The following is a 26,098-nucleotide window of genomic DNA, read 5'->3' on the forward strand; positions in this document are numbered from 1 at the left end:
CTAACGCCCCAACTGGTTGAATTTTAAGTAGTGACAACTATCCTGCCAGAGGGGGGCTTGGGCTAAGACCTAACACGGCAAGAGAAACCGCGAGACTTAACTTAGTACGCTTTGACTTAGTGGTATCAGTGATATTTTTCGACATTTTTTTATCCTGTTCTTTTATTGCAACCCTGTGCGCTGACTCTAGACGCTCCTATACCATTAGGAAATATGGCCGCCTAACTCCCCAGTAATGTTATTAACTAACAGCTAATAATTAATAACACTGTTACTTTTTAACACATCAGACTAAAAAGTAAACACCTGTTGCAAAAAAAAGAATGAATCATTTCGCCCTGAGGTGATCAATGATCATGTACTTAATTGAAAAAGCCAATGTCAAAAACAAAAATAAGCCAATTAAAACAGACAATTAGAATTTTTACCTATATTTCAAAAATTAAATCGCTTTTTGCTTCACCCTGTCTAGTGTTGGGAAATTCACACCTTTCTTTATTACTGGTTGCTCTGCATCTTCTGGATTAGGGGCTTGATTGATTAGATTGATGGCGATAATAGGGTAATTAGCCGACCTTTTGGGAAACTTTATGGATGTACTTCGTGCATACAACCCAGCGCACTTTGACGTTGCTTAACTATGCTAAAAGCTCTTCTGTAAAAATCTGAACTGATGTATAACCTGCCAAGCTACTATAGCGATGTTGATAGTTATATCAATCGGCGTAATCACTGAATCAGCGTAAAGCATTGGCGATGCCGCCAAATCACTTGAGACTGTCATTGTCACACGAGTTCGGGAATAGCAGGCATTGTTTGCTAGCTCTGACGGTGAATTCAAGAAGCAATGCTGTTATCGGCATACCGCGAACCTGATGAAAAACTAGATAATACTGCCGGGTTTTCATCAGGTTCTGCTGCCTAAGTTATGAGCTGATTGAATTAAAAAACTTTAAAGCCACTTTCATGAGCAAACTCTAAAAGCTCTTTATCACCTTTACTGTCTCCATATGCATATATATATTCATAGTCATCTATATTATAACTATTTTTAATTCTTCTAAGCTTTTCTTTACCATAACAATTTTTTGTTTGGAAACTACCTGAAACTATACCTGACTTAAACTCGAGTTGAGTAGCAATAAGGTCAAGGCTATTTTTTTTACACCAAGGTTCAATCCAGCTTTCTATTGAAGCAGATACTACTACAACCTGATGGCCTTGTTTTTTGTGCCACTCTATTCTTTTAATTGCTTTAGGCCTTAGCATTTTATCAATATATTGTAGAGAAAAGTCTTGTGCAAGTTGTAAGAATTTATCTTCTCTATATCCAGCAAAAAAGTGTGCTAAAAGTCGCTGCTTGGCTATATAATTTGGAATAACCCCTATTTTATAACCAATAAGTGTAGGAAAAAGCCAGATCAAACCTAAGATTAAGCTATTCCCCCCAACAGCATATCTTATAAAGCTTATTAAGGAATCCCCTTTTATGATGGTGCCATCGAAATCGAAAAATGCAATTTTCATAGCATACCTCTCAGAAGAATAAGTAAGTTAATAATGGAGAAAATAGCTGGACCCATCCAAAAAATCGACCTTTTAAAATCAGCATAAAAAATTTCAAAATTTGATATCACAAAATAAATATAAATAAATATAAAACCTGAAACATACCTTTCAAAAACATATTTATTAAACATAAGAGAAGTTACAAATGCCAGTGTCGCTGAAAGAAGTATAAAACCAGTTCTTCTAGAAAGTGTGGAGATCATAAAAGCGAAACAGCCTCCTCCTAGAGTAGAGAGTAAAATAATTAGTAAAGATTTTTCATTAATAGCAGGAAATACTTGAACAAGATTCCATAATCCAGAGAACCTTCCCAGTTCTCGACTGTAACTGGTGTCCGGGAATACAGCTAATAAGAAACCCATAAGGGCTCCCAAAAAGATCCACCTCCAGTTGCACTCTCTCTGAACGTCTCGATAAAGTGCAATGATCAAAGGAATAAAGAAAATACTGTAAGAAAAAAATACACTAAAAAAAAACGCAGGTGAGGAATAACTGATTGATTGATGGTTCCCTTGAAAAGATGGTGGAACCACCCCACCCCATAACGATGTAAAAAGATAAAATAAAATAAAAGCAGGAAGTGTTGTTACTACTCCCCAGAAAATATACTTTGCAGCTTGAAAGTAGGTTTTTTCTTTCTCATAAATTGTAATTATTATCACTGCCCAAATAAGTGAAGCTAGCCATAAAAAGGGCTGTCTTACTAACATTGCCGCTACTAACAACAGTCCAAGTGTTATAAAATCAAATTTAGTCAGTAATGGTTTGGTTGCAATAGAAATTGAGACAACAACTGTAAGCCAAGCTAAATTATCAGGAAGCAACCAAACACCTGAAGGAAATATATAGATCGAGAAAATCATTGGAAGGATAAGAACGGTTGCTCTCAGGCCTCCAAAGGTTCTAGAAAGCATTTTTGCTACAACGGCTAATAACAAAGCTGTGAATATAGAGCCTGCAATTTTTAAAACCACTTCATTAGGTGTAAAAATCATACCAACTATTGCAATTAACATATGATAACCAGGAGTCATTGCAGCTGGATAATCTGAGAAGTCAAAGCTTTTCATAAAATGAATAATTGTAGGCATATGAAAATGCTGTTGATCACTAAACGCACGACCTTGATTAAAACCCAAAATAATCAAAGGAAGTGAAAGCATATAGAAGAGTGCATTAGTTAAAATTATTGCCTGATATTTTTTATAATTTTTCAGTAATTCGAGCTTCATAAGTTTAATCCCTTAAAGATTTTTTCAGGCACTAACTTTATAAAAAACATAATATATCGCCAAATCCATTTGGTATAAACTACATTGTAACCTTTAACTTGAGCCTCATAGATGTCTTTTGCAACGAGTTCTGGCTGGGCTGTCAAAACTTTTGGCAAATTCATATTTTCCGTCATTTTTGTTTCAACAAATCCAGGTTTAACTGTGAGCACTTGAACACCTGCACTATGCAATCTATTTCTCAAGCCAGATAAAAAAGCTGTGAGCCCAGCTTTAGCTGAACCATAAAGGTAATTACTTTTACGCCCTCTATCTCCAGCGACTGAGCTAATTCCAATAATAAAGCCTTGTTTACACTCCTCAAAATCGTTAGCCACAATACTTAAAAAACTAACAATTCCTGTATAGTTTGTATCTAAAATACATCTTACTTCAGATAAACTACTCTGCGAGGTTTGTTGATCTTTAAGGTAACCAATAGCAGAAATGACCCCCAAAGGTCTATGTTGCAGCTTGTTGTAGACACTCTGATGACTTTCGAAGTCTAAAATGTCGAGCTCGACTAAACTAACCGTTCGCTGTGTTCTAACTTTAATATCATTTGCAAACCCTTCTAATTCAACACAATTCCTTGCAGCTAAATAAAGGTCATAGCCATTCATTGCATATTTCAAAGCAAGTGCTTTGGCAATATCACTTTTTGCACCCAAAACCAGAACGTAACTCATATTAAATTCCAATTCTTTTAGACTGTATTGACTGAAATTTTTTATCCATTTTGTTTACTTTCCTGAAATGTCTAAATTTTTCTATGTTGGGGTAACCTACCTCAAATACTGACTTAGAAACCCTAGCGTCTTTAGCAAGGTAAAAACGACCGTGGTATTTTAAAACCAATTCATCTAAATCTCTAAGAAAACTAAACAGGTCTTTTTCTATCTTAAAATCGATTGCAAGACTATAACCTTCAAAAGGAAATGATAACCAGTTACCATTATCTTTCCCATGCATCTTTAAAACAGCTAGCGGGGAACCTTTACTTTTTTCAGATATTACCGATAATATTTCCTTCAAACCACTAAGGCCTTGGCTTTTAGGGATTATAAATTGGTACTGAATAAATCCCTTACCACCATATAAGCGATTCCAATTTTTTATTGAATCTAATGGAAAGAAAAAACTATCAAGGTGCACTTTACTTCTAACCAACCCTGATTTGACTTTATTATAATAAATCCAATTAAAAGCTTTTACAAACCACTTATTTATAAGAACAGGAGGAACTTTAAATGGAACGGAATAGGTTTTCCTATTTACTAAATTCAAATCACCATCATGGCAAAAGTCACCAGCCATAAATAGCCCCTTTCCAATTCCCTTGTTCTTTGAAAGACAATCTATCCAAGCAACAGAGTATTGAGTTTCGTTATATCTTTCGAATGTATATAACGTTTCTTCCAAATTTTTTGTTTTCGTAATCTCTTGGTTCAAATATTGAGAATATATTTTTTTTAGGTAAATCTTCGCATCTAGAATAACTCCAGTTAAACCCTGCCCCCCACACGTCGCCTTAAACAATTCAGGAGTGCATTCTCTATCGCACGAAACAACTGAACCATCGGCCAGCATTATGGTCAACTCTTTAACGGTCTCGCTAAAGCATCCCTCCTTGTGATGGTTCTTTCCATGAACATCTGACGCAATAGCACCTCCTATAGTGATTAGCTTTGTACCAGGAACCACTTTAGGAAACCAACCTCTAGGAACAAAGTGCTCTATAATTTCACTTAACAACACACCTGCCTGTACATGCAAGAGCCCATCATTTTTATCAAAACTAATAAAGTAGTTTTTTTTTCGACAACCTATAATATTATCTCCTAGGGCCGAGTCACCATAGCTTCTTCCATTACCATATGGTATGTAACTTTTATTATAATTCAAAAGCTCACTCAAGTTACTTTTATTGTCGACAGAAATAAAATCACAATCTGACTTTGGATATCCACCCCACGCACTGAAAAGCATAAAAAACCCTTAAAATAAAAAACGGGAAACTAAGCATAAATAAGCAATATAAAAGCAGCAACCCAACCGATAATGACAATTTGAATAAAAAAATCTTTTAAAAGAATTTTCGTAGGTGAACCGCTGTCAAAATAAACATATATTATTTGCAAATATCTCATTATTCCAACAATTACAAATAGGCAAGTTATATATAGATATTCACTTCCCAAACGGTTCATCACTTCAACTGATGTTGTATAGGCGATGTAGGAAACTATAACAACTGACGCCATGATGGCCATCGCAGTATCTAGTAACCTTAAGTTATACCCATCTATAACTTTGCGCATTCTTTTACCTGTTTTTTGGTATATCAGGACATCATCTCTTCTTTTAGCTAGTGCTAGAAACATAGCAAGTAGGAATGTCATAACTACAATCCAAGAAGATAAGCTTATCTCAGTTGCCACAGCACCTAACAAAAGTCGAAGTACAAATCCTATAGCAATGACTGTCACATCAAGGATAGCAATATGCTTTAGATAAAAACTATATGCCACATTCAGTAATACATATGTCATTACTATCAAAGTAGATTTCATTGAAAGAAATGATAATAAAATACAACTTAAAGAAAATAATAACGCCATTATAACAACCCCTTGCTTCTTCGATAAAAAGCCAGAAGCTAGGGGGCGGTTTTTCTTTTTAGGGTGGAGGCGGTCATGTTCGACATCTAAATAATCGTTCAAGACATATATAGAACTCGCTGCAAATGAAAATGCTAAAAATGCAATAAAAGAGCTAAGTAGCAAATCGGCTTCAACTATTTTCCCCGAAAAAAAAAGGGGGGCAAAGATAAAAATACTCTTTATGTAGTGTTGTACTCTAATGAGGCTAAGGAAGCTCTTAAGAAAGTTGATCAAACCATCACCCTTTTGGTTTACTGATTTAAGTTAAAAAGATACTAGCAACCAGAACGCTAAACTGAGACCAGGTAGTATAACCCTGCATTCAAGACAGTGATAGAGCTAACTGTCTATTACAACGCAAGAATGTTTCACCATAGCTATGAGAAGGGAAGGCTTTTAAGACTCTATGCATGAACTTTTAATAAGCACATATGTGATACAAAGATTCAGCAGGTTATCTTATTCATAACCTGAACTTTTACTAGATAGCAGTACCATCTTTAATGTAGCTTTGCATCTTAAAATCTCACAGAATACAGTGCTATGTTTCGATATTAATAACTAACAAGCAAAGTAATTTGCTTAAGTTAGTGTCTAAAACAGATTTCAAGTAGCCACATGTTTAAACTTTATTTCGAGCTCTGTAACGTTGTTCAAGATCAGGTTAAAGCTTGCCAACCCAAGCTGTGTAAATTTTAAACTTTAGTTACAAATAACACTAAAAACCGCTAGTACATAGAGATCGTTATGCTAAGGTAAACGCCCGACCAAGATAATATTTATGAGATAACCTCTACCATGAAGATACAAAGCTATGGCAGTGTCGCTGCTCTTACTCTGGCTATAACCTATTTATTTGGGTTTGTGTTATTTTTTGTGGTACTGGATAGCAGTGAATACGATACACCTGAAGGCTACTTAAGCTACTTTATCGCGCAACGTGACACCTTTTTTATGGGTTATATCATTATTGGCATTATTTTCAGCTTTGCTTTACTGCTGCTAGTTCAAGCAATATATCGAAGGTTTCAAAGTTTAACCCCTCATTTAAGCCACTACACTGCTGCGGTTGGTTATATATGGGCAGCAATAGTATTAGCCAGTACTATGATTTTCCTTAGCAGTATTAGCGCTGTAGCCAAATTTCATGGCAGCGATCCAGAACAGGCTCTGATTATCAACCGCACCATATCGATTGTGGTAGATGCATTAGGTGGTGGAATTGAGCTGGTTGGGGCGGTATGGGTCCTGGCAATTAGCTATGCTGGGATCAAGCACCGGGTTTGGCCTAAACTGCTACATTTTTGGGGAGTGCTAGTTGGAGTTGCCGGCATCCTAACCCTTTTTTCGGGACTATCTTTTCTCGCTGATAACCTCTTATTTGGCGTAACTACTGCCATTTTTGGTCTTGGCCAAATTGTTTGGTTTATCGCTCTTGGGATAGCGATGCTAAAAGAGCAGAAGCAACCTTAAAATAACCAGTTTCAGGCCTTAGCCCGCTTGCTGTTAAGCGGGCTAGGTGGCCAACAGTTCGAGCATTTTAGCAACAGAGTCTGCATTGACTCCCGCCATCAATTCCTCATTATTAAGTGCATATATGTAGTCTTCTACTGCTGAGCAATCGATTTCATCTCTCATATCCACAAAACTCGCCCACAAGGTTAACTCATCGGCATCAACCACACCTTGTTGATACTTTTGCAGCACCTGAGCCAAGTTCACTTTCGTCAATGTCAGAGCCACAGGCTCTGGGTCACTCAATAAAATAGTTAATGCTTGCTCTTTGTGAGTACCAAAAGTGACATACTCAACTAACGCTTGTTGTTTATTCATGGTGTTTAGCCCACATTATGATCTTTAGTTGGTGTAAATCGCTGCAACAATCGCGCGTTACTGCTCACCAGTAACTGGCAGCCATAGCGGCGCTGGCAAAAATTGGGTTGCTTGCTCCGTGCTTTGGCATCTTTGACTAAAATACCAAAGTACGCAGCATTACCTGTTCCCGCCATAATAGCAGCCGATATTGATAACCCCAGCGAACAAGGACATGCGATAACCAACACAATGACAGCATTAAGCCCCCTTGCGTCCAATCTTGGAAGCCTATCCTCTAAGCAAGCAGGGTTAGTATTGTAATCACGATTACTGCTGTTTCAAATATCGCATTAGCCTTATCAACCAAGGCTCGCCCACTTTCATAAGTCACGAATAATATTGTTATTGGCGTTTGGGCTGCAAAAGAGGTAAGCGTTCTATTTAGCTCGAGGTGTTAATTGGACACACAAACCCTTCAGGTTTAACCACCAGCACCGAACAGGTTAACTGGCTTAACATGGCTTCAGCCGTGTTGCCAATTAACACTCCAGCAATGCCTGTTCTAGAAACTGTGCCCATCACCACTAAATCTGCCTCTAATTCTTCCGCCAACTTGGCTAACTCTTGAGCCGGCTCGCCTTTTCTAAGGTGTTTGCGTGGTGCTAAATACTGGTAGTTTTGCTCTCCCAATCGGTGCTTCATGTCACTGAGTAAGTGATTCATTTTACTTTGTCTGATATCACATTCGGTTTCATACAGCTCCCGTTCAACGTCATCGGGCTGCTCTACCCAAAGGCTAATAAACCCAGCTTCAGGAACATCATAGGCGTTAGCCACATGCAGTGTGGCAAAATCAGATAAAGCCAACGAGCTGGCTAAATCGGTTATTAACGTATTTAGCTGCTGGTCATGGTGTTGCGATTGCTCAGCATTAAAGTCCACGGCGGCAATGATATTTTTATAGTCCTGTTTCTCATCGCCCCGCATTAACCATACCGGACAAGGGCACTTGCGAAGCAAATTCATGTCGTTACTGCCGAGTATGCGATCGAGCCAAAGTGTTTCATCAGCTGCTTTGGCCACCAGATCATAGCCCTCGGCTAACACCGCCAGGATCACTTCCATGTATTTTTTGCCACTGCGCACTTGCACTTGCGTCTGATACGGCAAAGAGTGTGCTAATGCCTGCAGGCGTTGCTGTTCATTAGACAAAGCTTGCTGATGCAGCTCACTTAAGCGCTGCTGAAATGACTCGGACTCCGAGGTAACGGAAAGCTTGGGTACAATGTGCAGTAAGGTCAACTCGGCTTGGTTGTTATTAGCTAGGGTTACCGCACGCTGCAATGCATTGGAAGGAGAATTGAAATCCTCATCCGCTAAAATAAAAACAATATTTTGAAATCTTTTCATGGTGACATTCACTCCTGCTGCTTACTATCCTTGTGTGCGGGCTTCAGTCCCGCTAATAATAATTCTGTGGCACGATCTGCGGCATATTGATATGGCTCAAACACCAAATCAGCGCCCAGCTCGGTTAGTTCTTTGGTCTCATCACGGTGTTGCGATACCATGGCTAATTTGCCGTTAAAGCCACAGGCACGAACCTGCTGAATAATGGTTTTATCAATGTCTTCAGCACTTAATCCAGTGTGATGCTGTGGTATCGCAGATACTAGCCACTGTGAATACGCAAGTGGAAGCTCCGCAACAAACTCCGCGTCGCTAATATCCCCATAAATGGTATCTATGCCCAGTTTTTGGCTTTGCGTTACTACCATGGGGCTAAAGTCGACCCCCAAGACTTGAACGCCTTGCTGCTTTAAACGCACAGCAACCGCAGTGCCAAGCCGCCCAAGACCACAAATGATAACGTCGTATTGACCTGAAACCTGCTGCGCGGTTTCTTCGCGTTTTGGCTGAGCTTTTTCAAACATGCCGATAAAGGGCTCAAACCAAGCATACAATTGATGAGAGTAGGTGATCATATAGGTGGAAGCGGCAATGGTAATAATGCCAACTAGAGTTACTAGCCCCAAAATATCATTGGGTAAATGCCCAAGGCTAATCCCCATTGCAATAAAAATTAAGGAAAACTCACTGATTTGTGCCACCGTTAACCCGGCCAAAAAACCAGTACGTTTGCGATACCCCATCGCTCCCATGATGGCCATCACAATCAGTGGGTTACCAATCAGCACAAAGAGTGCAAATATAACGGCTCCCCAAATATGGGTCCCCAGCAAAGACAGCTCTAGAGTGGCGCCCAGAGCAATAAAAAAGAACAATAATAAAAAGTCTCTAAGCGGCGCTAACCTCGCCGCAATACTTTCACGATAAGGGGTGGAAGCTAATGCTACCCCAGCTAAAAGACCACCGACTTCTTTGCCAAGCCCCACCAGCTCCCCTATTGTGGCAAATAGTGCCGCTTGAGCAATGGCATAAATGACGAGCAGTTCAGGCGCCTTTGCCAGCAGTGCAGTGAGTGGATTGGCAATGTAGCGCACAAATAACACCACAAACAGCACGAGACTACTGCCAGCGATGGCCACACGCCATATCGCTGATGACTCTTCATTGCCAACGCCACCAATACCTATGGTAGCCAACACTATCATAGCAATGACCACCACAAGGTCCTGTACTATCAAAAATCCAAGAGCAATTTGACCATGCAAGGAGTCTATTTCTCGTTTATCCGATAACAATTTAACGATGATAATAGTGGAAGAAAACGTCAGGGCCACGGCAACATAAATACTGGTGATGTGACTTAAGCCAATGGCAATACCAATGAAGTAGCCAATGATGGAGGTAAACGCCACTTGGCCCAAGCCAGTCAAAAGCGAAACACCTCCAATGGATTTGATGAGTTTTACATCCAGCTTAATCCCCACCAGAAACAGCAATACAGCAATCCCCAGCTCAGAAAGCAACTCGATCTTTTCTTTGGAATGAACGATATCTAGTAAGGAAGGGCCAGTTATCAAGCCCACAGCAATAAAACTGACAATAAGCGGTTGGCGCAACAACAGGCCAATAAAGCCAACCACCGCCGCAAGCACCATCAGGATGGTCACCTCAACAAAAGGCGAATGTAAGGTGAGATCAAAAAAGCTCATAGTGCCACTCCAAACTGGCTATGATGCTTCACTGAATGATAAAGAGTAAGGCTTTTTAGCATTTCGGTGGAAGCAGCAAAGCTGTGCAAAAATCAACCATTCAGTCTACAAATATGCCTTGATAGCCATCGCTGTTCAATAAAAATTGGACTATATGTTGATGAATTAGTCCTCCCCATGAATTAAAAACCACCTTAAATTTACAATTATTAAATATTAATTCGTAAAAAGTCTCAGTTACAGCAATTGTAAGGTGATAAAACTGAGCCTAATAAACAACAACAAGAAACTGTTTTAAAAGGATAAAAAAATAAAACCCCAGATGAAAACAACAAATAAACATCTTTATTGTAAATTTTTTTTGTATTTTTTGTTTATTTTTCACACTTTCGTTCTATGCTATTTGTTACCAACTGCAATTATGCACCGTGTTCTCAGTCTGTTTTCACCAATAACAGTAAACAAACTCGGTGAAGCAACCACTACAGTGGCTGAAGTGCAAAATTGACGTTGGTGGATGCAACTAAATAACACAACATGTAAAGGAAACTAACATGCGAAAACTAAGTGCAATTAGCTTTGCTGTAATGGCGGGCATAGGCGCAACTAACGTAAGTGCTGCCGAAGTTTTAATGGCAAATGATCAAAGCAAAGCAATTAAAGACCAATATATTGTCGTTTTTGATACTCCTGCAGTATTGAACGCAGGAGATGGTAATGCCATTGCAAACTTCGCTTCAACTCAAGCTAGAACACTGCAGTCGCAATACAATGTAACAGTTACCAAAGGGTTTAACGGCGTACTTAATGGCGTTGTAATCAAGGCAGATGCGACACAATTAAAGCAGTTAAGTAAAAACTCAAACATCAAATACATTGAGCAAGACCAAGTAGTAACGGTTACACCACCAATGACAACTGCAGGCGATCAAGCCAGTCCAACTTGGGGTATCGATCGCGTTGATCAGCGAAACTTACCTCTGGACTCCAATTACCATTATGACTTTGATGGCTCAGGTGTCACCGCTTATGTTATTGATACCGGTGTACGTATTACCCACAATGAATTTGGTAACCGTGCCAGCCATGGCTATGACTTTGTTGATAACGACAATGATGCTACGGACTGTAATGGTCATGGCACACACGTAGCAGGTACTATCGGTGGCAGCGCCTATGGTGTAGCTAAAAACGTGAACATTGTCGGTGTTAGGGTATTAGGCTGTGATGGCTCTGGCTCATTTTCCGGCGTTATCTCCGGTATAGACTGGGTGAAAAACAACGCGTCAGGCCCATCGGTCGCCAATATGAGCTTAGGTGGTGGTGCTTCACAGTCTGTGGATGATGCTGTAAATAATGCAGTTGCTGCTGGTGTGAGCTTTGTTGTGGCTGCTGGTAATGATAATAGCAATGCCTGTAACTATTCACCTGCGCGTGCAGCCGATGCCATTACGGTAGGCTCAACCACCAGCAGCGACTCTCGCTCAAGCTTCTCTAACTATGGAAGCTGTCTTGATATCTATGCACCAGGCTCAAGCATTACCTCTGCGTGGTACAATTCTGACAGTTCAACCAATACCATCAGTGGCACATCGATGGCGGCACCACACGTTGCAGGCGCTGTAGCGCTGTACCTTGATGAAGATCCAAGCTTGAGTCCTGCACAAGTTGACGCTCTTTTAGGCAACCGTGCATCGAGCGGTAAAGTGTCGGATGCTAAAAGTGGTTCACCGAACGAGTTACTCTTTACTCTTGCCGACGGCAGCGATCCGGGCCCAGATCCTGATCCAGTAGAGGAGCTAACTAATGGTCAGGGCGTGAGTGCATCTGGCGCTAATGGCGAGCAGTCTTTTTACAAGCTTGCTGTTCCTCAAGGAGCGGTTTCATTGAACTTCTCTATTGCCGGCGGAACGGGTGATGCAGACCTTTATGTTAAACAAGGCAGCCAGCCAACGCTAAGTAGCTATGACTGCAGACCATTCGTTGGTGGAAATAATGAGTCTTGTGACTTTAGCAACCCTGCAGCAGGAGACTGGTATGTAATGCTTAATGGCTATTCAGCCTACTCAGGCACAACTCTTACAGGTACGTACAGCACCGATCCTGGCGGTTGTGGTAGTAGCTGTTTAGAAAATGGTGTACCAATTACAGATTTGGCAGGTAGCCGAGGCGATGAGCTGGTTTACACCATTGATGTGCCCGCAAACAGTAGTTTGAATGTGTCTATTTCTGGCGGCTCAGGTGATGCTGACTTATACGTAAGAGCAGGTGCAGAGCCAACCACTTCAACCTATGATTGTCGTCCTTTCCTAAATGGTAATAACGAGAGCTGTAGCTTGAGTGTAGGTCAAAGCACAACTTACTATGTCAAACTGCGTGGTTACTCTAGCTTCTCAGGTGTTAGCTTGGTAGCAAGTTATTAATTGCTCGCAATTACAAATAAATCTCATTTAGTTTGGGGTTTGTTGTAAAACACAGTAAAGTGGTGGCCATACATTGGCTACCACTTTTTTTATGAGCATCGTCTTAGACCTACACAGTCAGTTACTACGCCAGGACTTTTACAGCCACACTGGGGCAGGTGAGCAACATACAGAAGTACCTTTGGTGGCTACCAGTGTATCTATGGTGCAGCTGAACGGCATTATCTACCATAGAGATCGACAAGGCGCAAAGCAGTTGCCTGATGATTATGGCAGCCTTATTTTACTCAACCAAGGCCGTGGTTGGTGGCTTACAGAACAAACAACGGTCCCCGCATCAAACGCACAATTGGTTTTTATTGCCGCAGGTAAGCCTCATGTGTTTCACCACCCTAGTCAATACCAAGCGATAAGCTTTAATTTTCCAATTAACTGGTTACAACGTCACACTAGTGTGCGCCTGCAGCACGGTCAAACTCTACCTAGCAGTAAGGAACTCGTCTCTCTTTTGTTAAGCGTGTTCCACGGCAAAAGCTTAGGCAAGACAACTCGTGTTATGCTCGAGCAACAAATAGTACAATGTTTAACACCACAACTGTTGCGCTCTATACAACCAAAACCGTTGTTAGAACTGCAACTTATCATGCAACAACATGCGTGTAATGAGGAATTTACTATTGCCGCCTTAGCCGACTATTCAGGTTGGTCGAAACGCTATATTCATAAGTTATTTGGTAACGCTGAAACCAGCGCCGCTGAATACCTTATTCGCGTTAGGTTAAGCCATGCATACTTTGAATTATTAACAGGCACAGTGTCTTTAAACCAAGTCGCCATCAATGCTGGATTTAAAACCCAAGCACACTTCAGCCGCCGATTTAAGCAACTGTTTCAACTTTCACCTAAAGAAATATCACGTCGAGTGCACGCTTAGACAAAACTGAATGGATAATAAACCCTATAATGCGAATCAATCGTATTAACTTTAACGGGATAATTATGAAACTCAATGCGCTCTACGCTGCAATAGGCTTGGCACTGTTTGCTCAATCCACGCAAGCAAATGAAAACGATAACTTAGAACATATTGAAGTGCAGGGCTCGGATTACCGCAGTACTGGTACTAAGTCTTCACTGCCGCCAATGGCAGCGCCGTTCTCTATTTCTCATATCGACCAAGACATGCTGCAGCTTCGCCAAGCCGACAGCGTGAATGCAGCACTGCGTTATGTTTCTGGTATTACTCCCGAAAGCCGCAGTACTGTGACCATCTTTGATCAGTATACCATTCGTGGCTTTGAATCGTATCGTAACTACTATGATGGCCTAGAGCTGCAAGCCAATGGTTTATGGAATTTATACCCGCAAGTGGACGCCTTCGCCACGCAAAGTGTTGAAGTATTAAAAGGCCCAGCTTCGGTGCTGTATGGCTCTACACCTCCTGGGGGCATGGTCAATCAAATAGCTAAGCTTGCTAATGGTGAAGAACAAACCCATTTGCGTTTACGAGTGGGTAGCCGTTCATTGCAAGAGCTTGGTATTGATCATGGTGGTAACCTGAGCGACTCCCTAAGCTATCGAGCCATAGCCTTAATGCGCAGCAGCGACGGTCAACAACATACCACCGAGGAAGAGCGAACGCTTTTCGCCCCTTCTGTGCGCTGGCAACCAAGCGCGGCAACGTCCCTTAGCGCAAACATTTACTATCAAGACGATCCGAAATCCATCCCTTCAACACCACTTCACAGCATTGGCACCCTCACTGAGGCCAGCTATGGCTATCTAGACGCAGATGCTTTTGCTGGCGATAGCAAGTGGGCTAATTTTGATAAAACAGTATTGATGACGGGCATTAAGCTCGAACACCAATTAAACCAACACATGTCATTTTACAGTAATTGGCGTTATACCGATGCTGAAGGACTGCAGCGTAATACTTACAATCAAAACTTACTGCCAGACAGTGAATCTGTGCTAGCTCGCTCAGCTTACATGACCGATGAATCGCAACACGGCTATGTGCTTGATAACCAATTTACCAGTCAGTTTAGTCTTGGTGCCAGTGAACATCGTCTTCTGTTTGGCTTTGAATACAAAACTCTCAGCTCAGATGTTCGCTATGGCGACACCTTAGGCACGAATACACCGACCATTGATCTTGCAGCGCCTAACTTTGATGCATTCGATATTGCTGCACTGCCACTGGATTTTTATACTGAAGTCCATGATATTGAACAAAGTAACCGTGCTTTATATATCCAAGATGAGATCCAGTTAGCAAACTTAACGGTTCTAGCGGGTCTGCGATACGATAACTTCAACAGTGATGTGACGACTGATAATAATTACGCTGGCACTGAGTACGGTAGCCAATCAGAAATAGATGATAGCCAAGTAAGTGGCCGCATAGCCGCTTTATATCAGTTTAGCTCTGGCTGGCGCCCATACGTAAGTTACAGTGAGTCGTTTGAGCCCGTTGCCGGCCAAGACAGTGAAACACAACAAGCGTTTGAGCCCACCGAAGCACAGCAGTGGGAGCTGGGGGTTAAATATCAATCCAACGACACCCGCCTTACCGTGGCGCTGTTCGATTTAACCAAAAAGAATGAGATCATTAATTCGGCAGACTTTATTAGCAAAACCCAAGCGGGCGAAATCCAGTCCAAAGGGGTTGAACTTGAAGCCGCTCATACACTCAATAGCCAAGTTGAAGTACTGTTTAACGCCACGCACCTTGACCAAGAAGTAACAAAGCAAAAGCTTGATCCTGCCTTAGTGGGTAAACGCTTAGTGTGGGTGGCAGACAACACCGCTTCGCTTTGGCTGAGCTACTTACCTGAACAGCTTGATGCCTTACAGCTAAGTTTTGGTGCCCGTTATGTTGGTGAAAGTTATGTTGGCAAATATAACAGCGATATTGTGCCTTCCTATACCCTGCTTGATGTTGCGGTTGATTACCAACTAAACGCCAACGCTAACATCACCTTTAGTGTCAGTAACGTCACCGATAAGCGCTATGTCGGTGCTTGTTATGATGCCAGTAACTGCTGGATGGGTGCTGAGCGTAAAGCAGATCTGGGTTTGCAATACCGCTTTTAATCTTTCACTTTCAGGTGGCAAACCTGCCACCTCATTTTGCATATTGAGGCTGCCAGCCATGGCGCCTCTTTTGTACTTTAGGGGAAGTCATGCGTAAAACAATTTTTAAATGGCACAGTGTCATGGCGCTCATCGCCTTGTTACCGCTGGCGATTATGTCAGTCACCGGAAGCATGCTGGTGTTCAAGTTTGAAATCGACAGCCTACTGATGCCCGAGCAAGCAACGTTAAGCTACCAAACTGTACCCGAGCGGAAGCCGATGACCACCTTAGTCGATTATGTTACTACCTCCCACCCAAATTATGAGATCGGCAGCTGGGAAATCTTCGATGATGGATACGAGGCCGATAGAGTCTATTTGCTAAAGCATGGCACCGATACGTGGTACAAAACTTACTTGGACCCTTACGCAGGCAAGATGCTCAGCGAACCTGTTGGTATTCATTCTGATTTTACTGACTTTATACTGCACTTACACTACACCCTGTTACTCGATGATATCAGTGACACCTTTCCACATTTAGGCTTAGTGATTGGCTTAGTTGTGGCTATTTTATTTACCCTTTTAGGTATCTCAGGGCTTATCATTTATCGTCGTTTTTGGCGTCGACTTTTTAGCTTCAGACGCGCCGCGCCAAGGCTGATAGTAATGAGTGAACTGCATAAGTTGGTGGGAGTTTGGAGCTCACCAGTATTGCTGGCACTGGGGATCACCGGGGTCTACTTCAATGCGGTTGAGTATTATCATGAAGCCTTCGAGCATCACGAAGAGGAACATCATATTGTTCGCACTGCGATGTTCAATCATCAACTGAATTTTGATGCCATGATGACGCAAAGCCATCAGGCAATTACTGGCTTTAAACCGACCTATTGGTTATTCCCGTTTGAGCCAGAACAAAACAATATCACCATTTTTGGTAGTGTCGATGACGCCAACCCCTTTATCAGTAACTATGCAGCCACGGTGAGCTTTGATGCCCAAACTGGCGCTCACACCTACAGTTATGATATCCGTGAAGCGTCAACACTCGATAGAGTGATAGACAGCTTTAGAAAGCTGCACTTTGGTCATTTTGCTGGGCTTACCAGTAAAGTAATTTGGTGCATTATGGGCCTAGCTCCAGTGCTACTGGGCTTAACTGGGCTTTATATGTGGTGGCAACGACGCCGTAAAAAACGCCGCAGTAGAGCCAATCGCAGCCAAAGAGTTCAGGCTTATACATAGCGATTCCGATTACTAGTTGCACATTGACCACCCAACTCGTTATCCTCAACAGTAAGACACTTGGTCAAAAGGACAGCTAATGAAACAACTTGGATTAATTGGGGGCATGAGCTGGGAGTCAACACAATGTTACTACCAGCTGTTAAATCAAACGGTTAAAAATGAGCTTGGCGGTCTACACAGCGCCAAGCTCTGTTTGTACAGCGTTGACTTTGCCGAGATAGCCAAGCTTCAAGCCGAAGGTGACTGGCAAGCAATGACGGTGATACTCACTGAAGCAGCAAACGCCTTAAAACGTGCCGGCGCCGAAGCATTAGTGATCTGTACTAATACCATGCACAAAATCGCCCCTGCTATTAGCGCTAACACCGGGTTGCCGATCCTTCATATTGCCGATGCCACCGCCCTGCAACTAAAGCGCGATGGCGTGGACCAAGTGGCATTGTTGGGTACTCAATTTACCATGCAACAGGGTTTTTATAAGGCACGGCTGAAAAATCTACACGGTATCGAGGTGATCACACCTCACGCCGGCCAGCAAAAACACATTCATGAGATCATTTATCAAGAGCTTTGCCAAGGTGAAATCAAAGCCAGCTCCAGAGACATCTATCTGAATACAATCGACGACCTGACTCACAGAGGGGCTAAGGGAATTATTTTAGGCTGCACCGAAATTGGCTTGCTGGTGCAACAACACCACACGGCTGCGCCTTTGTATGATACAGCAGCGCTTCATGCCAAAGCAGCGGTAAAATGGGCTCTAGGTGATACTTCTGGTTTTATTTTTAACTAAAGGCTAGAGCCCGCTTTGTTTGTAGGTTAAAGGAGAGAGGGCTATGCTCTTTCACCTTTAATTGCTAGAACTGATAGCCGAAATGTATGCCAAATAGGGATTTGGTCTTAATCTCATCTCGCCTTCCAAATAAACCAGCATCATCTTCCCTTCTAACACCCGCACTTGCTCCCCAAGCCCAACCTGGGCTATCAACTCCCTGCGTATAGTAATTATAAGTTAATGCCGCAAAGCCATCTTCACTAGTAAGTACTTCGGAGCCAACTGTGACACCTACTAAGTGCTTTTTATCAGTACTTAGTACATGTTGATAGCCTATAGCCCCACCCACAACGCCTAGCGATGCATAGGTGACATGGTTTTCAGATACATGGGCATACTTCACACCCACTACCCCGCCATACTGATACCCAGACCCTACACTGATGTCAGCATAACTTGTTTTTGCCGCCAACAAGGCCATTCCAATTGCCAGTAATTTACAATGCTTGAGCAAAATTGATTCCTTAAAAACTCATCAACAAAATAGGAACAAGCATACTAAGGTAACCTTAAATTAATTTCTAGAATTAATTCTCATTATTTTTTTCAACTAAGGTCCCATATATAGCCGCATTGAAGTATTGAGAAATGGTTGTCGATGCCCTAGGATAAATTAAACTAATTTATTACTGATGAAAGGATTACCATGTTACAACAATATGATGAGTATAAAGTGATACATGTTGTTGAAGGCGGCTGCGGTACTTTGTTACTGGGTTCCAGTGGCTTACCGTTGAAAAAGCTTGAAGCTACGCTCAATATGGAAGCCCAAGACGGCTGGCAGTTGGTGTTTCAAGTGATCGAAAACAAGCGATTTATGCTGTTTTGGAATCGCGAAGCGGTGATATTAACCTTAGGTCGCAAGCGTGGTTAAAACCTGGGTGCTAAAGGCGATTCGCCGCTACCAGCGCCGTGGTGGCGCTGCAGCACACTTTAATTTAAGCTGTAATTTTACCCCTTCGTGCTCAGAATACACCTATCAGGCAATAGCCAAGTATGGCCTGTTTAAAGGAGTCAAACTTGGCCTTAAACGCATTAAGCGCTGTAATGATCCTGACTGCATTACGGTAAAATCAGATCCTCTGCCATAGGAGTGGATATGGATGATCACACGTTAAACCAGCAAGAAGAAGCTGTTAGAGAGGAAGTGGCGCGGCTGTCACCAACTCTGCGCAAACAATATTATCAGCTTGAAACTGAATTGATTAAAGACCCAGATACCTACGCGGTGCTGAACTATTTTTTTGCCGCAGGGCTGCATCACTTTTACTTAGGTAAAACCATGCGGGGCATGATCAATTTGTTACTAATGCTGGTTGGTTTAGCGTTACTGCCGTTTTATGGCTGGGTATTAATCGTATTAGTATTGTTGATTGAATTACCACAACTTTTTCAAAGCCAAGCCATTGTTAGGCAGCACAATATCGATGTCATGCGCCAAGTGTTAAGGGATATGAATACACGGCAAAGCGAAAAACATTAGCGGCTTTAACCAGTTGCGAAATGAAAAAGAGCAAGTCCTAAAAGCTTGCTCTTTGTGCTTTATTTAACGAGCTAAAGCGAGAATCTCCTTTACCTTTGCCAAGTCGATGTCGCCATGCTCACCTAAGGCCGTTAAGCCATTTTTTTCAAGGTTTGCCATCACTTCAACAATGGCTTGCTCGCCAAGGTCATAATCCGCTAAACGGGTTTTCACCGCCATAGACTCAAAGAAATCTTGTACCGCTTTAATCGTTTTATCGATTTGCTCGGCTTGATCAGCCAAGCTTAAGCCAAATACGCGCTCACCAAGCTGGACGATTTTTTCTGCTTTTTGCTCTTTTTGCACATACATCAGTGCTGGCAAAACAATAGCAAGGGTTTGCGCGTGGTCAAGGTTATACAAAGCTGTGAGCTCATGACCAATCATATGCGTAGACCAATCTTGTGGTACGCCTTTACCAATTAAGCCATTAAGAGCCATCGTGGCTGACCACATGACATTGGCTCGGACATCGTAGTTTTCTGGCTCGGCTAACGCTTTTGGCCCTTCTACGATCAAGGTTTGCAAGATACCTTCGGCAAACCTATCTTGTAGGGGCGCATTCACAGGATAGGTTAAGTACTGTTCAATCACATGAACAAACGCATCAACCACACCATTACTGATTTGTTTTTCTGGTAATGAGTATGTGTATTCAGGGTCGAGTACCGCAAACTGTGGCTGTACCGTCTCGCTAGAAAAGGCACGCTTTTGCGCTGTTTCTTTCTTAGTAACTACTGAATTACCATTACTTTCAGAGCCTGTGGCAGGAAGCGTTAATACCACACCAATTGGCAGAGGATCGCTGAACTCAGCCTCGTTGACCAGAATATCCCAAGGGTCGCCGGCAAAATTATACGCGGCGGCAACAAACTTAGCACCATCGATGACGCTGCCGCCACCCACCGCTAAGATAAAGTTCACGCCATTGTCTTTAGCACTTGTAACAGCTTGCATAAGTGTTTCGTAGGTTGGATTTGGTTCAACTCCACCAAATTCAATCACTTCTACGTCAGCCAGTGCCGTCATCGCTTGGTCGTAAACGCCGTTCTTTTTAATAGAACCACCACCGTAAAGTAATAGCACTTTTGCGTTTTGCGGTAAGCGTGATGAGATCTCGCTGATTTGACCCTTACCAAATAAAATTTCGGTTTGGTTTTTAAATGTAAAATTGAGCATCTGCTTTCCTTTTTCGGTTCGGTCGAGAGAGATTTTTAATGGCTTAGTCTGCACTGTAGCCGCTGCAAACTAAGTAATTGCAGCGCATAGTAAGTGATTTGCTCGCCTAAGAGAATTCGGATAAATTAGGTGGAGCAATCAGAATATTTATGGCTTAAGCTTGTTATGTCGCATCTCACTCAACTCAAAACCTTTGTTGAAGTCTATCGTAGTAAAAATATCACCAAAGCCGCCGCCAACCTTGGCATGTCGCAACCCGCCGTAACATCTCATATTCAGACCATGGAAAGTGTGGTGGGCAAGCCATTATTCGAGCGCCAAGCACGAGGAGTGAAACCCACGGCCACAGCCCACGATTTGGCACTACAAGTGTCGAGTCATATCGATATTTTAGAACAAAAGGTCGCTTCCATTCGCGCTCGCTCTAATGCCGTATACGGTACGCTTAATATTGCTGGCCCCGCCGAATACTTAAGCTTGGTCTCGGGTCCCCAGATTGCCAATTTATTGCAAGCAGGCAACATTAATGTTGTCCTGCATGTGGGTAATAAAGTCGATATTTATCAAGCATTACATACTGATACCGCAGATATTGCGATTGCAGCTTCAGCACCAGATCCTGCTCTTTTTGACTACCTAGTGTTAGACAAGGAACAGCTATGGTTGGTAATGAACCGTTTAGAAGGAAGAGAAATACAAGATGTGGAGATCACCGCAGAGCTACTCTCCAGCTACAATGTCGTTACTTACGACCAAGAGCTGCCACTGATCAGGCAATACTTTGAGCGAGTATTTAATAGCCACTGCCATTCCAATGTCGTCGCTATCTGCCCCGATATTCGCGCTATTGCCAGCGTCATTCGTGCTGGTGTTGGCTACTCCGTGTTACCCGACTACCTTTGCCGAGATTTAATAAAAACCGGTGAACTAGTGCAGTTAGGGCCAGCTGGGCCTGAGAATAATATTTATTTGGTGTGGAAAAAAGGCGCGCTTAGGCACCCTCGCATCGCCTTTGCCAAAGATATACTCTCCGCCTTTGCTAACCTTAACTATTTGGCGAGTTAAATCAAAGCAGAAACTAAAGCTCTATGTATCAATGCTTTGTCAAAGCGCGTTTTGCAGCATGTAAAGGTATAAAATCGCAGAATCTAGTAACATTTTGCGATTTTGTTTTAGCCGCATTAGCTTTGAAGTTGATGGTTTTTAGTTCTTACTATTAAACCCACATAAAGCATTAAAACACAAAGCAGCATAGGGACAGCCTTTAGGTACTCAAAGTAATCATAAAAGAATGTTACTTCCCAGAAGACTTTAGCGGTTTCCTCTGTCACCCCTAGATGCTCTAAATTTCGAATAAAGTTTTCCGTTAACGCCATGAAGTCAACGGTAACCATAGTAATGACTAGAAAATATAATGGGCCTTCGGCATGATTTCTCTCAAATACTGTGGGCGACTTACCTTTTGTAACCAAGACTCCGACCGTCATTCTATGTTTTATTAGGTATAACAAGAAGATGCTGAGCGATAGGCTACTCATGAAAGCGTAAATGTTTTGAATGTAGTTACTTTCTACTGCCGGGAAAATAACGACTTTAAGTACATACATCACAATAGCGGATAGCAAGAAAACAGTAGCAAAACATGCGGTAAGCAATAAGCAATTATCATCTTTTCGAGATAAAACCGTTAAAATGATCAAAGCAATTGGCATACTCGCTTCGATAGCCGATGCACTAACGAAAGTCACTAATACTGCTGCTAGTATGCTGATTAGTAGAGCTAAATTAAACAAACTTTTCATTTTAAGCCCCAACTAACCACCAGCCTTTTGTTCGTTAGTATCTTTGGGGCCTCCGCCTTTGGTCAGGCCTGTTGCTCCGTTAACAAGCTTACACAACGAACGACTAAGGACGATTTTTTCTGGTTTCTTCTGAGTAGTCTTCATTGTTAATTTCCTCGCTTTTATTTTCGTAAAGGTTTGATAACTTTTCTGTATCATCCAAGATATCTGATAACTTTACTTTACATATATCTGCAAAGCGAAGCAATGTCCCTAACTTAAATGAGCTCACTCCACTTAAATAATCATCAAGTGTCGTTGTTCCTACTCCTAAGCGGCGACTCACTTCCTTCTTGGTAATACCTTTCCTTCGCTTAAGCCCACGTATTAGCTCACCGATACGTTGACTCACCTCATACTCTTCTGGCGTCTGCATCGCTCCACCGTTCTAGTAGTCTACTGTCTAAGTTTTATTTTAACTCAAACTTTACATTTAATTTAAATTAATGACAACACCATGAAACACATTTGTACCGATAAAATGTTACACTTGGTCACACCTTTTGTCTTGGTGCTTCAAGCGGCTTTGAATACTAGAAAAAAGAATTAATATGCAAAAAATGGTAGGGGTCGCTTTAAGGTACTCAAAGTAATCCCAAAAAAGCGTTACCTCCCAGAACAACTTAGCTGTTTCTTAGAAACGTTTCACAAAGCGCACTGAGATCTATAGCAAACATACAACCAACTACCAAAAACAAAATTGTGTCGGCAGGGTTTCTCTCAAACACATGGAAGCTTCTACCTTTAGTAAAGTATGCTGAGAGGTACATTCTATATTTAATAAGCAATAAAAGTGATAAATTTAGCGCAGCCTGTGCACTAAAAGCGATGACATTCTCTTGGTAGTAGCTTTCAGCTAAAGGAAAGATGAAATATTTTAGAGCGATTCCTAATATAGCCTCTAGAGAATAGATAAAAACGAAGATCAATGTTAGGTGGAGGCTATTTAGATCAGAACGTGCGTGAAGGCAAAGTAAGAGGAACATCACTAATGCAAAAGGCTCTAAAACAAGCGCCGAAACAACGGACCCCATAAGCAACATTACTATACTGTTTTTATCTTGCATATTACTGCCAAATAACTGCGTTAACGCATCGGTGTTGTCACTAATATCCGACAGTTTAACCCGGCATAAATCGGCAAATCGTAATAAGGTACCGAGCTTAAACGAGCTAACGCCATTTTAGTAGTCATCTAATGTCGTTTCGCCAATTTCAAGATGGCGGCAGACCTCCTTTTTAGTCATGCCACGTTTGCGCTTTAACCCTTTGATCAGTAAACGGATCCTTTGACTTACTTGATATTCTTCCGGTGACTGCATGGCTTCAATACAAACCAATAATTTCAATGCAATGTTAAATATTTTTTAATCGCATAACATGGTGCATTATAAATTTCCAACAATTTACGATTTTTTACCATCTATAATGCAGATTTATTATTTGACTTAAGCATAGATTGAAAACGCATTAAGTGAAGCACTATAGGTTTAGACCCATGCCTGCGGGGAACACATATTCACTGGGGATTTGAATATATCAACATCCGGTTCAGCCCCGCGCCTGCGGGGAACACACTTCCTCGACACCTTTAGCGCCTTGAAGTGACGGTTCAGCCCCGCGCCTGCGGGGAACACTGAGCCCGATGATTTACCGGCTCGCATTTCCACGGTTCAGCCCCGCGCCTGCGGGGAACACATTTGAGCTTGTGAAAATTACTTGCACTATTCCGGTTCAGCCCCGCGCCTGCGGGGAACACTGAAGTCGCGTTTATTCTTATCGGCCAACCAGCGGTTCAGCCCCGCGCCTGCGGGGAACACTTTGTTTTGTTATTAGTCTAGTCATAAATCACCGGTTCAGCCCCGCGCCTGCGGGGAACACCTTTTGCGTGATAAGGTTTGTTAGCTCTGATACGGTTCAGCCCCGCGCCTGCGGGGAACACTCGTTACTAGTTTTCTCAACTGGAAACAATCCCGGTTCAGCCCCGCGCCTGCGGGGAACACGTTTTCGGTGTTTCATCTGCTGAGGCTGCCGCCGGTTCAGCCCCGCGCCTGCGGGGAACACAAGACGAAAGCGGAAAAGATTTCTTTGTCGAGCGGTTCAGCCCCGCGCCTGCGGGGAACACCTGCGCTTGCTGAGTCACTAGCCTCTTGAGCGCGGTTCAGCCCCGCGCCTGCGGGGAACACCCTTATAACTCACTACTTGCCATGCTACAGCCCGGTTCAGCCCCGCGCCTGCGGGGAACACCCGGTAACGCAAGGCATCGTAATCATGGTCCTCGGTTCAGCCCCGCGCCTGCGGGGAACACTGGGATGGCAACCTATCATCAACACTAATCCACGGTTCAGCCCCGCGCCTGCGGGGAACACGTTGATTGTCACAACCCCCCCAGAAATAGATGCCGGTTCAGCCCCGCGCCTGCGGGGAACACTTTAATCATAAAAAGTTCCTGAGTAGTTAAGGCGGTTCAGCCCCGCGCCTGCGGGGAACACAGCTGTTGCTCTTCTTAAAGCTGGCATGGTGGCGGTTCAGCCCCGCGCCTGCGGGGAACACTCTGAAAATATCTCAACGTCATACGTAATGAGCGGTTCAGCCCCGCGCCTGCGGGGAACACGCTGTTGATCCTGACAATAATAATCAGCGAATCGGTTCAGCCCCGCGCCTGCGGGGAACACGTTAACCGAATGTTAAACCCTCTAAATACAAGGCGGTTCAGCCCCGCGCCTGCGGGGAACACGCACAAATCAATCAAAAAGAAACAGTTAAACACGGTTCAGCCCCGCGCCTGCGGGGAACACAGGAAGCGCTTGCACTTGCCAGAAAGTTAGAGCGGTTCAGCCCCGCGCCTGCGGGGAACACAGGAGAGAGGGCTGCCTGCCGGTGATTACTACCGGTTCAGCCCCGCGCCTGCGGGGAACACCCCGAACTTACCCATGGGGCAAAGTATCATCGCGGTTCAGCCCCGCGCCTGCGGGGAACACAGCCAACTTCTTGCGCTCCATCTTAATAGAGCCGGTTCAGCCCCGCGCCTGCGGGGAACACCGTATCTAATGACACATATTGTTAAATTAAATCGGTTCAGCCCCGCGCCTGCGGGGAACACTGGCCCTATTTGCGACAGTTCATTAATTAAAGCGGTTCAGCCCCGCGCCTGCGGGGAACACATGATGGTTTATTTTGTCTAGCCAAAGCCTAGCGGTTCAGCCCCGCGCCTGCGGGGAACACTTAAGCTCTGGTGATTGCATCATCTTGAGATACGGTTCAGCCCCGCGCCTGCGGGGAACACCTCTAAGTCATCCAGTGTAAACGGGGTACCATCGGTTCAGCCCCGCGCCTGCGGGGAACACCACCGACTCAACTGAGCCTTTAGCTATGTCCTCGGTTCAGCCCCGCGCCTGCGGGGAACACCGAGCTAACCCGCAAAAATGGCAAAAAAGTCACGGTTCAGCCCCGCGCCTGCGGGGAACACTATGACAAATAGGGTCCCAACTGGGTATTTAACGGTTCAGCCCCGCGCCTGCGGGGAACAC

The 26,098-nt window shown here is 43.1% G+C and carries 23 protein-coding genes, 1 pseudogene and 1 CRISPR repeat array; of the genes and pseudogenes, 10 read left to right on the forward strand and 14 right to left on the reverse strand.

All coding sequences use genetic code 11. From position 1 onward, the window contains the following. Nucleotides 1-942 precede the first annotated feature (942 nt). The 5 genes from ACNKW2_RS00005 to ACNKW2_RS00025 are packed head-to-tail and all read right to left on the reverse strand — an operon-like array spanning nt 943 to nt 5,737. A complete protein-coding gene (locus ACNKW2_RS00005; protein WP_419146704.1) occupies nt 943-1,527 on the reverse strand; it encodes an HAD-IB family hydrolase in 585 nt (194 codons plus the stop codon). Further along, nucleotides 1,524-2,801: a hypothetical protein gene (locus ACNKW2_RS00010; protein ID WP_419146705.1), complete on the reverse strand. Its 1,278-nt coding sequence runs from the start codon at nt 2,799-2,801 to the stop codon at nt 1,524-1,526. Before ACNKW2_RS00010 ends, ACNKW2_RS00005 begins: the two co-directional genes overlap by 4 nt. Then, on the reverse strand, nt 2,798-3,529 hold the full coding sequence (locus tag ACNKW2_RS00015) for an SDR family oxidoreductase (protein WP_419146706.1): 732 nt from the start codon (nt 3,527-3,529) through the stop codon (nt 2,798-2,800). The genes ACNKW2_RS00010 and ACNKW2_RS00015 overlap by 4 nt, the downstream gene beginning before the upstream one ends. Nucleotide 3,530: 1 nt before the next feature. Beyond that, the gene (locus ACNKW2_RS00020) at nt 3,531-4,829 is read right to left on the reverse strand and encodes an FAD-binding oxidoreductase (RefSeq protein WP_419146707.1); all 1,299 of its coding nucleotides are present in this window, start codon (nt 4,827-4,829) and stop codon (nt 3,531-3,533) included. A 29-nt stretch (nt 4,830-4,858) separates the two neighbouring features. Next, nucleotides 4,859-5,737: a decaprenyl-phosphate phosphoribosyltransferase gene (locus ACNKW2_RS00025; RefSeq protein WP_419146708.1), complete on the reverse strand. Its 879-nt coding sequence runs from the start codon at nt 5,735-5,737 to the stop codon at nt 4,859-4,861. 564 nt (nt 5,738-6,301) lie between these two features. Between ACNKW2_RS00025 and ACNKW2_RS00030 the strand changes: the two genes are divergently transcribed. Beyond that, nucleotides 6,302-6,976 (forward strand): DUF4386 family protein, encoded by a 675-nt coding sequence (locus tag ACNKW2_RS00030; RefSeq protein ID WP_419146709.1) that lies wholly within the window; start codon nt 6,302-6,304, stop codon nt 6,974-6,976. A 42-nt stretch (nt 6,977-7,018) separates the two neighbouring features. Here the strand turns inward: ACNKW2_RS00030 and ACNKW2_RS00035 are convergent, their stop codons facing one another. From ACNKW2_RS00035 to ACNKW2_RS00045, 3 genes are all read right to left on the reverse strand, one after another. Then, nucleotides 7,019-7,336, reverse strand: coding sequence for a hypothetical protein (locus ACNKW2_RS00035; protein WP_419146710.1), 318 nt, complete (start codon nt 7,334-7,336; stop codon nt 7,019-7,021). A 423-nt stretch (nt 7,337-7,759) separates the two neighbouring features. Continuing rightward, the gene (locus ACNKW2_RS00040; RefSeq protein ID WP_419146711.1) at nt 7,760-8,728 is read right to left on the reverse strand and encodes a universal stress protein; all 969 of its coding nucleotides are present in this window, start codon (nt 8,726-8,728) and stop codon (nt 7,760-7,762) included. A gap of 8 nt (nt 8,729-8,736) precedes the next feature. Further along, nucleotides 8,737-10,437 (reverse strand): cation:proton antiporter, encoded by a 1,701-nt coding sequence (locus tag ACNKW2_RS00045; protein ID WP_419146712.1) that lies wholly within the window; start codon nt 10,435-10,437, stop codon nt 8,737-8,739. 554 nt (nt 10,438-10,991) lie between these two features. Here ACNKW2_RS00045 and ACNKW2_RS00050 point away from each other — a divergent pair. The 5 genes from ACNKW2_RS00050 (at nt 10,992) to ACNKW2_RS00070 (ending at nt 17,984) form a co-directional block, all read left to right on the forward strand. Then, nucleotides 10,992-12,860, forward strand: a complete 1,869-nt coding sequence (locus tag ACNKW2_RS00050; protein ID WP_419146713.1) for a S8 family serine peptidase — start codon at nt 10,992-10,994, stop codon at nt 12,858-12,860. Nucleotides 12,861-12,951: 91 nt separating this feature from the next. Then, entirely contained in the window at nt 12,952-13,794 is an 843-nt protein-coding gene (locus ACNKW2_RS00055; RefSeq protein WP_419146714.1) for a helix-turn-helix transcriptional regulator, read from the forward strand. A 65-nt stretch (nt 13,795-13,859) separates the two neighbouring features. After that, on the forward strand, nt 13,860-15,959 hold the full coding sequence (locus tag ACNKW2_RS00060) for a TonB-dependent siderophore receptor (RefSeq protein ID WP_419146715.1): 2,100 nt from the start codon (nt 13,860-13,862) through the stop codon (nt 15,957-15,959). Between the two features lie 89 nt (nt 15,960-16,048). Beyond that, nucleotides 16,049-17,188: a PepSY-associated TM helix domain-containing protein gene (locus ACNKW2_RS00065; RefSeq protein WP_419146716.1), complete on the forward strand. Its 1,140-nt coding sequence runs from the start codon at nt 16,049-16,051 to the stop codon at nt 17,186-17,188. Nucleotides 17,189-17,267: 79 nt separating this feature from the next. Beyond that, nucleotides 17,268-17,984, forward strand: coding sequence for an aspartate/glutamate racemase family protein (locus ACNKW2_RS00070; RefSeq protein ID WP_419146717.1), 717 nt, complete (start codon nt 17,268-17,270; stop codon nt 17,982-17,984). Nucleotides 17,985-18,048: 64 nt separating this feature from the next. Here ACNKW2_RS00070 and ACNKW2_RS00075 read toward each other — a convergent pair whose 3' ends face one another. Further along, on the reverse strand, nt 18,049-18,480 hold the full coding sequence (locus tag ACNKW2_RS00075; RefSeq protein WP_419146718.1) for a hypothetical protein: 432 nt from the start codon (nt 18,478-18,480) through the stop codon (nt 18,049-18,051). Between the two features lie 192 nt (nt 18,481-18,672). Here ACNKW2_RS00075 and ACNKW2_RS00080 point away from each other — a divergent pair, with 192 nt between their 5' ends. Genes ACNKW2_RS00080 through ACNKW2_RS00090 form a run of 3 tightly spaced genes read left to right on the forward strand, consistent with a single transcriptional unit; the run spans nt 18,673 to nt 19,509 of the window. Beyond that, the gene (locus ACNKW2_RS00080; protein ID WP_419146719.1) at nt 18,673-18,900 is read left to right on the forward strand and encodes a DUF4177 domain-containing protein; all 228 of its coding nucleotides are present in this window, start codon (nt 18,673-18,675) and stop codon (nt 18,898-18,900) included. Next, nucleotides 18,893-19,117, forward strand: a complete 225-nt coding sequence (gene yidD / locus ACNKW2_RS00085) for a membrane protein insertion efficiency factor YidD (RefSeq protein ID WP_419146720.1) — start codon at nt 18,893-18,895, stop codon at nt 19,115-19,117. Before ACNKW2_RS00080 ends, yidD begins: the two co-directional genes overlap by 8 nt. An 8-nt stretch (nt 19,118-19,125) precedes the next feature. Next, on the forward strand, nt 19,126-19,509 hold the full coding sequence (locus ACNKW2_RS00090) for a TM2 domain-containing protein (RefSeq protein WP_419146721.1): 384 nt from the start codon (nt 19,126-19,128) through the stop codon (nt 19,507-19,509). A gap of 63 nt (nt 19,510-19,572) precedes the next feature. Here ACNKW2_RS00090 and ACNKW2_RS00095 read toward each other — a convergent pair whose 3' ends face one another. After that, nucleotides 19,573-20,727 carry an iron-containing alcohol dehydrogenase gene (locus ACNKW2_RS00095; RefSeq protein WP_419146722.1) on the reverse strand — a complete coding sequence of 385 codons (1,155 nt, stop codon included), beginning with the start codon at nt 20,725-20,727 and terminating at the stop codon, nt 19,573-19,575. 165 nt (nt 20,728-20,892) lie between these two features. Between ACNKW2_RS00095 and ACNKW2_RS00100 the strand changes: the two genes are divergently transcribed. After that, the gene (locus ACNKW2_RS00100; RefSeq protein ID WP_419146723.1) at nt 20,893-21,792 is read left to right on the forward strand and encodes a LysR family transcriptional regulator; all 900 of its coding nucleotides are present in this window, start codon (nt 20,893-20,895) and stop codon (nt 21,790-21,792) included. Between the two features lie 116 nt (nt 21,793-21,908). Here the strand turns inward: ACNKW2_RS00100 and ACNKW2_RS00105 are convergent, their stop codons facing one another. The 4 genes and pseudogenes from ACNKW2_RS00105 to ACNKW2_RS00120 all read right to left on the reverse strand — a co-directional run bounded on the left by ACNKW2_RS00105 (nt 21,909) and on the right by ACNKW2_RS00120 (nt 23,917). Beyond that, the gene (locus tag ACNKW2_RS00105) at nt 21,909-22,529 is read right to left on the reverse strand and encodes a hypothetical protein (protein WP_419146724.1); all 621 of its coding nucleotides are present in this window, start codon (nt 22,527-22,529) and stop codon (nt 21,909-21,911) included. 151 nt (nt 22,530-22,680) lie between these two features. Continuing rightward, nucleotides 22,681-22,944: pseudogene (locus tag ACNKW2_RS00110) on the reverse strand (helix-turn-helix domain-containing protein); the annotation flags it as partial. A 247-nt stretch (nt 22,945-23,191) separates the two neighbouring features. Next, nucleotides 23,192-23,635 (reverse strand): hypothetical protein, encoded by a 444-nt coding sequence (locus ACNKW2_RS00115; RefSeq protein WP_419146725.1) that lies wholly within the window; start codon nt 23,633-23,635, stop codon nt 23,192-23,194. A gap of 117 nt (nt 23,636-23,752) precedes the next feature. After that, nucleotides 23,753-23,917 carry a hypothetical protein gene (locus tag ACNKW2_RS00120; protein ID WP_419146726.1) on the reverse strand — a complete coding sequence of 55 codons (165 nt, stop codon included), beginning with the start codon at nt 23,915-23,917 and terminating at the stop codon, nt 23,753-23,755. A 137-nt stretch (nt 23,918-24,054) separates the two neighbouring features. Next, nucleotides 24,055-26,098: a CRISPR direct-repeat array (repeat unit 29 nt; unit sequence CGGTTCAGCCCCGCGCCTGCGGGGAACAC).

It is taken from the genome of Pseudoalteromonas 'SMAR' (assembly GCF_048515945.1).
In the GTDB taxonomy this organism is placed as follows: domain Bacteria; phylum Pseudomonadota; class Gammaproteobacteria; order Enterobacterales; family Alteromonadaceae; genus Pseudoalteromonas.

Coding starts and splice junctions, on each gene's coding strand:
- ACNKW2_RS00060 (WP_419146715.1), top strand. CDS start 13,860: ATGAAACTCAATGCGCTCTACGCTGCAATAGGCTTGGCACTGTTTGCT.
- ACNKW2_RS00050 (WP_419146713.1), top strand. CDS start 10,992: ATGCGAAAACTAAGTGCAATTAGCTTTGCTGTAATGGCGGGCATAGGC.
- ACNKW2_RS00095 (WP_419146722.1), bottom strand. CDS start 20,727: ATGCTCAATTTTACATTTAAAAACCAAACCGAAATTTTATTTGGTAAG.
- ACNKW2_RS00055 (WP_419146714.1), top strand. CDS start 12,952: ATGAGCATCGTCTTAGACCTACACAGTCAGTTACTACGCCAGGACTTT.
- ACNKW2_RS00100 (WP_419146723.1), top strand. CDS start 20,893: ATGTCGCATCTCACTCAACTCAAAACCTTTGTTGAAGTCTATCGTAGT.
- ACNKW2_RS00065 (WP_419146716.1), top strand. CDS start 16,049: ATGCGTAAAACAATTTTTAAATGGCACAGTGTCATGGCGCTCATCGCC.
- ACNKW2_RS00015 (WP_419146706.1), bottom strand. CDS start 3,529: ATGAGTTACGTTCTGGTTTTGGGTGCAAAAAGTGATATTGCCAAAGCA.
- ACNKW2_RS00010 (WP_419146705.1), bottom strand. CDS start 2,801: ATGAAGCTCGAATTACTGAAAAATTATAAAAAATATCAGGCAATAATT.
- ACNKW2_RS00040 (WP_419146711.1), bottom strand. CDS start 8,728: ATGAAAAGATTTCAAAATATTGTTTTTATTTTAGCGGATGAGGATTTC.
- ACNKW2_RS00020 (WP_419146707.1), bottom strand. CDS start 4,829: ATGCTTTTCAGTGCGTGGGGTGGATATCCAAAGTCAGATTGTGATTTT.
- ACNKW2_RS00090 (WP_419146721.1), top strand. CDS start 19,126: ATGGATGATCACACGTTAAACCAGCAAGAAGAAGCTGTTAGAGAGGAA.
- ACNKW2_RS00115 (WP_419146725.1), bottom strand. CDS start 23,635: ATGCAAGATAAAAACAGTATAGTAATGTTGCTTATGGGGTCCGTTGTT.
- ACNKW2_RS00080 (WP_419146719.1), top strand. CDS start 18,673: ATGTTACAACAATATGATGAGTATAAAGTGATACATGTTGTTGAAGGC.
- ACNKW2_RS00045 (WP_419146712.1), bottom strand. CDS start 10,437: ATGAGCTTTTTTGATCTCACCTTACATTCGCCTTTTGTTGAGGTGACC.
- ACNKW2_RS00005 (WP_419146704.1), bottom strand. CDS start 1,527: ATGAAAATTGCATTTTTCGATTTCGATGGCACCATCATAAAAGGGGAT.
- ACNKW2_RS00105 (WP_419146724.1), bottom strand. CDS start 22,529: ATGAAAAGTTTGTTTAATTTAGCTCTACTAATCAGCATACTAGCAGCA.
- ACNKW2_RS00070 (WP_419146717.1), top strand. CDS start 17,268: ATGAAACAACTTGGATTAATTGGGGGCATGAGCTGGGAGTCAACACAA.
- ACNKW2_RS00035 (WP_419146710.1), bottom strand. CDS start 7,336: ATGAATAAACAACAAGCGTTAGTTGAGTATGTCACTTTTGGTACTCAC.
- ACNKW2_RS00030 (WP_419146709.1), top strand. CDS start 6,302: ATGAAGATACAAAGCTATGGCAGTGTCGCTGCTCTTACTCTGGCTATA.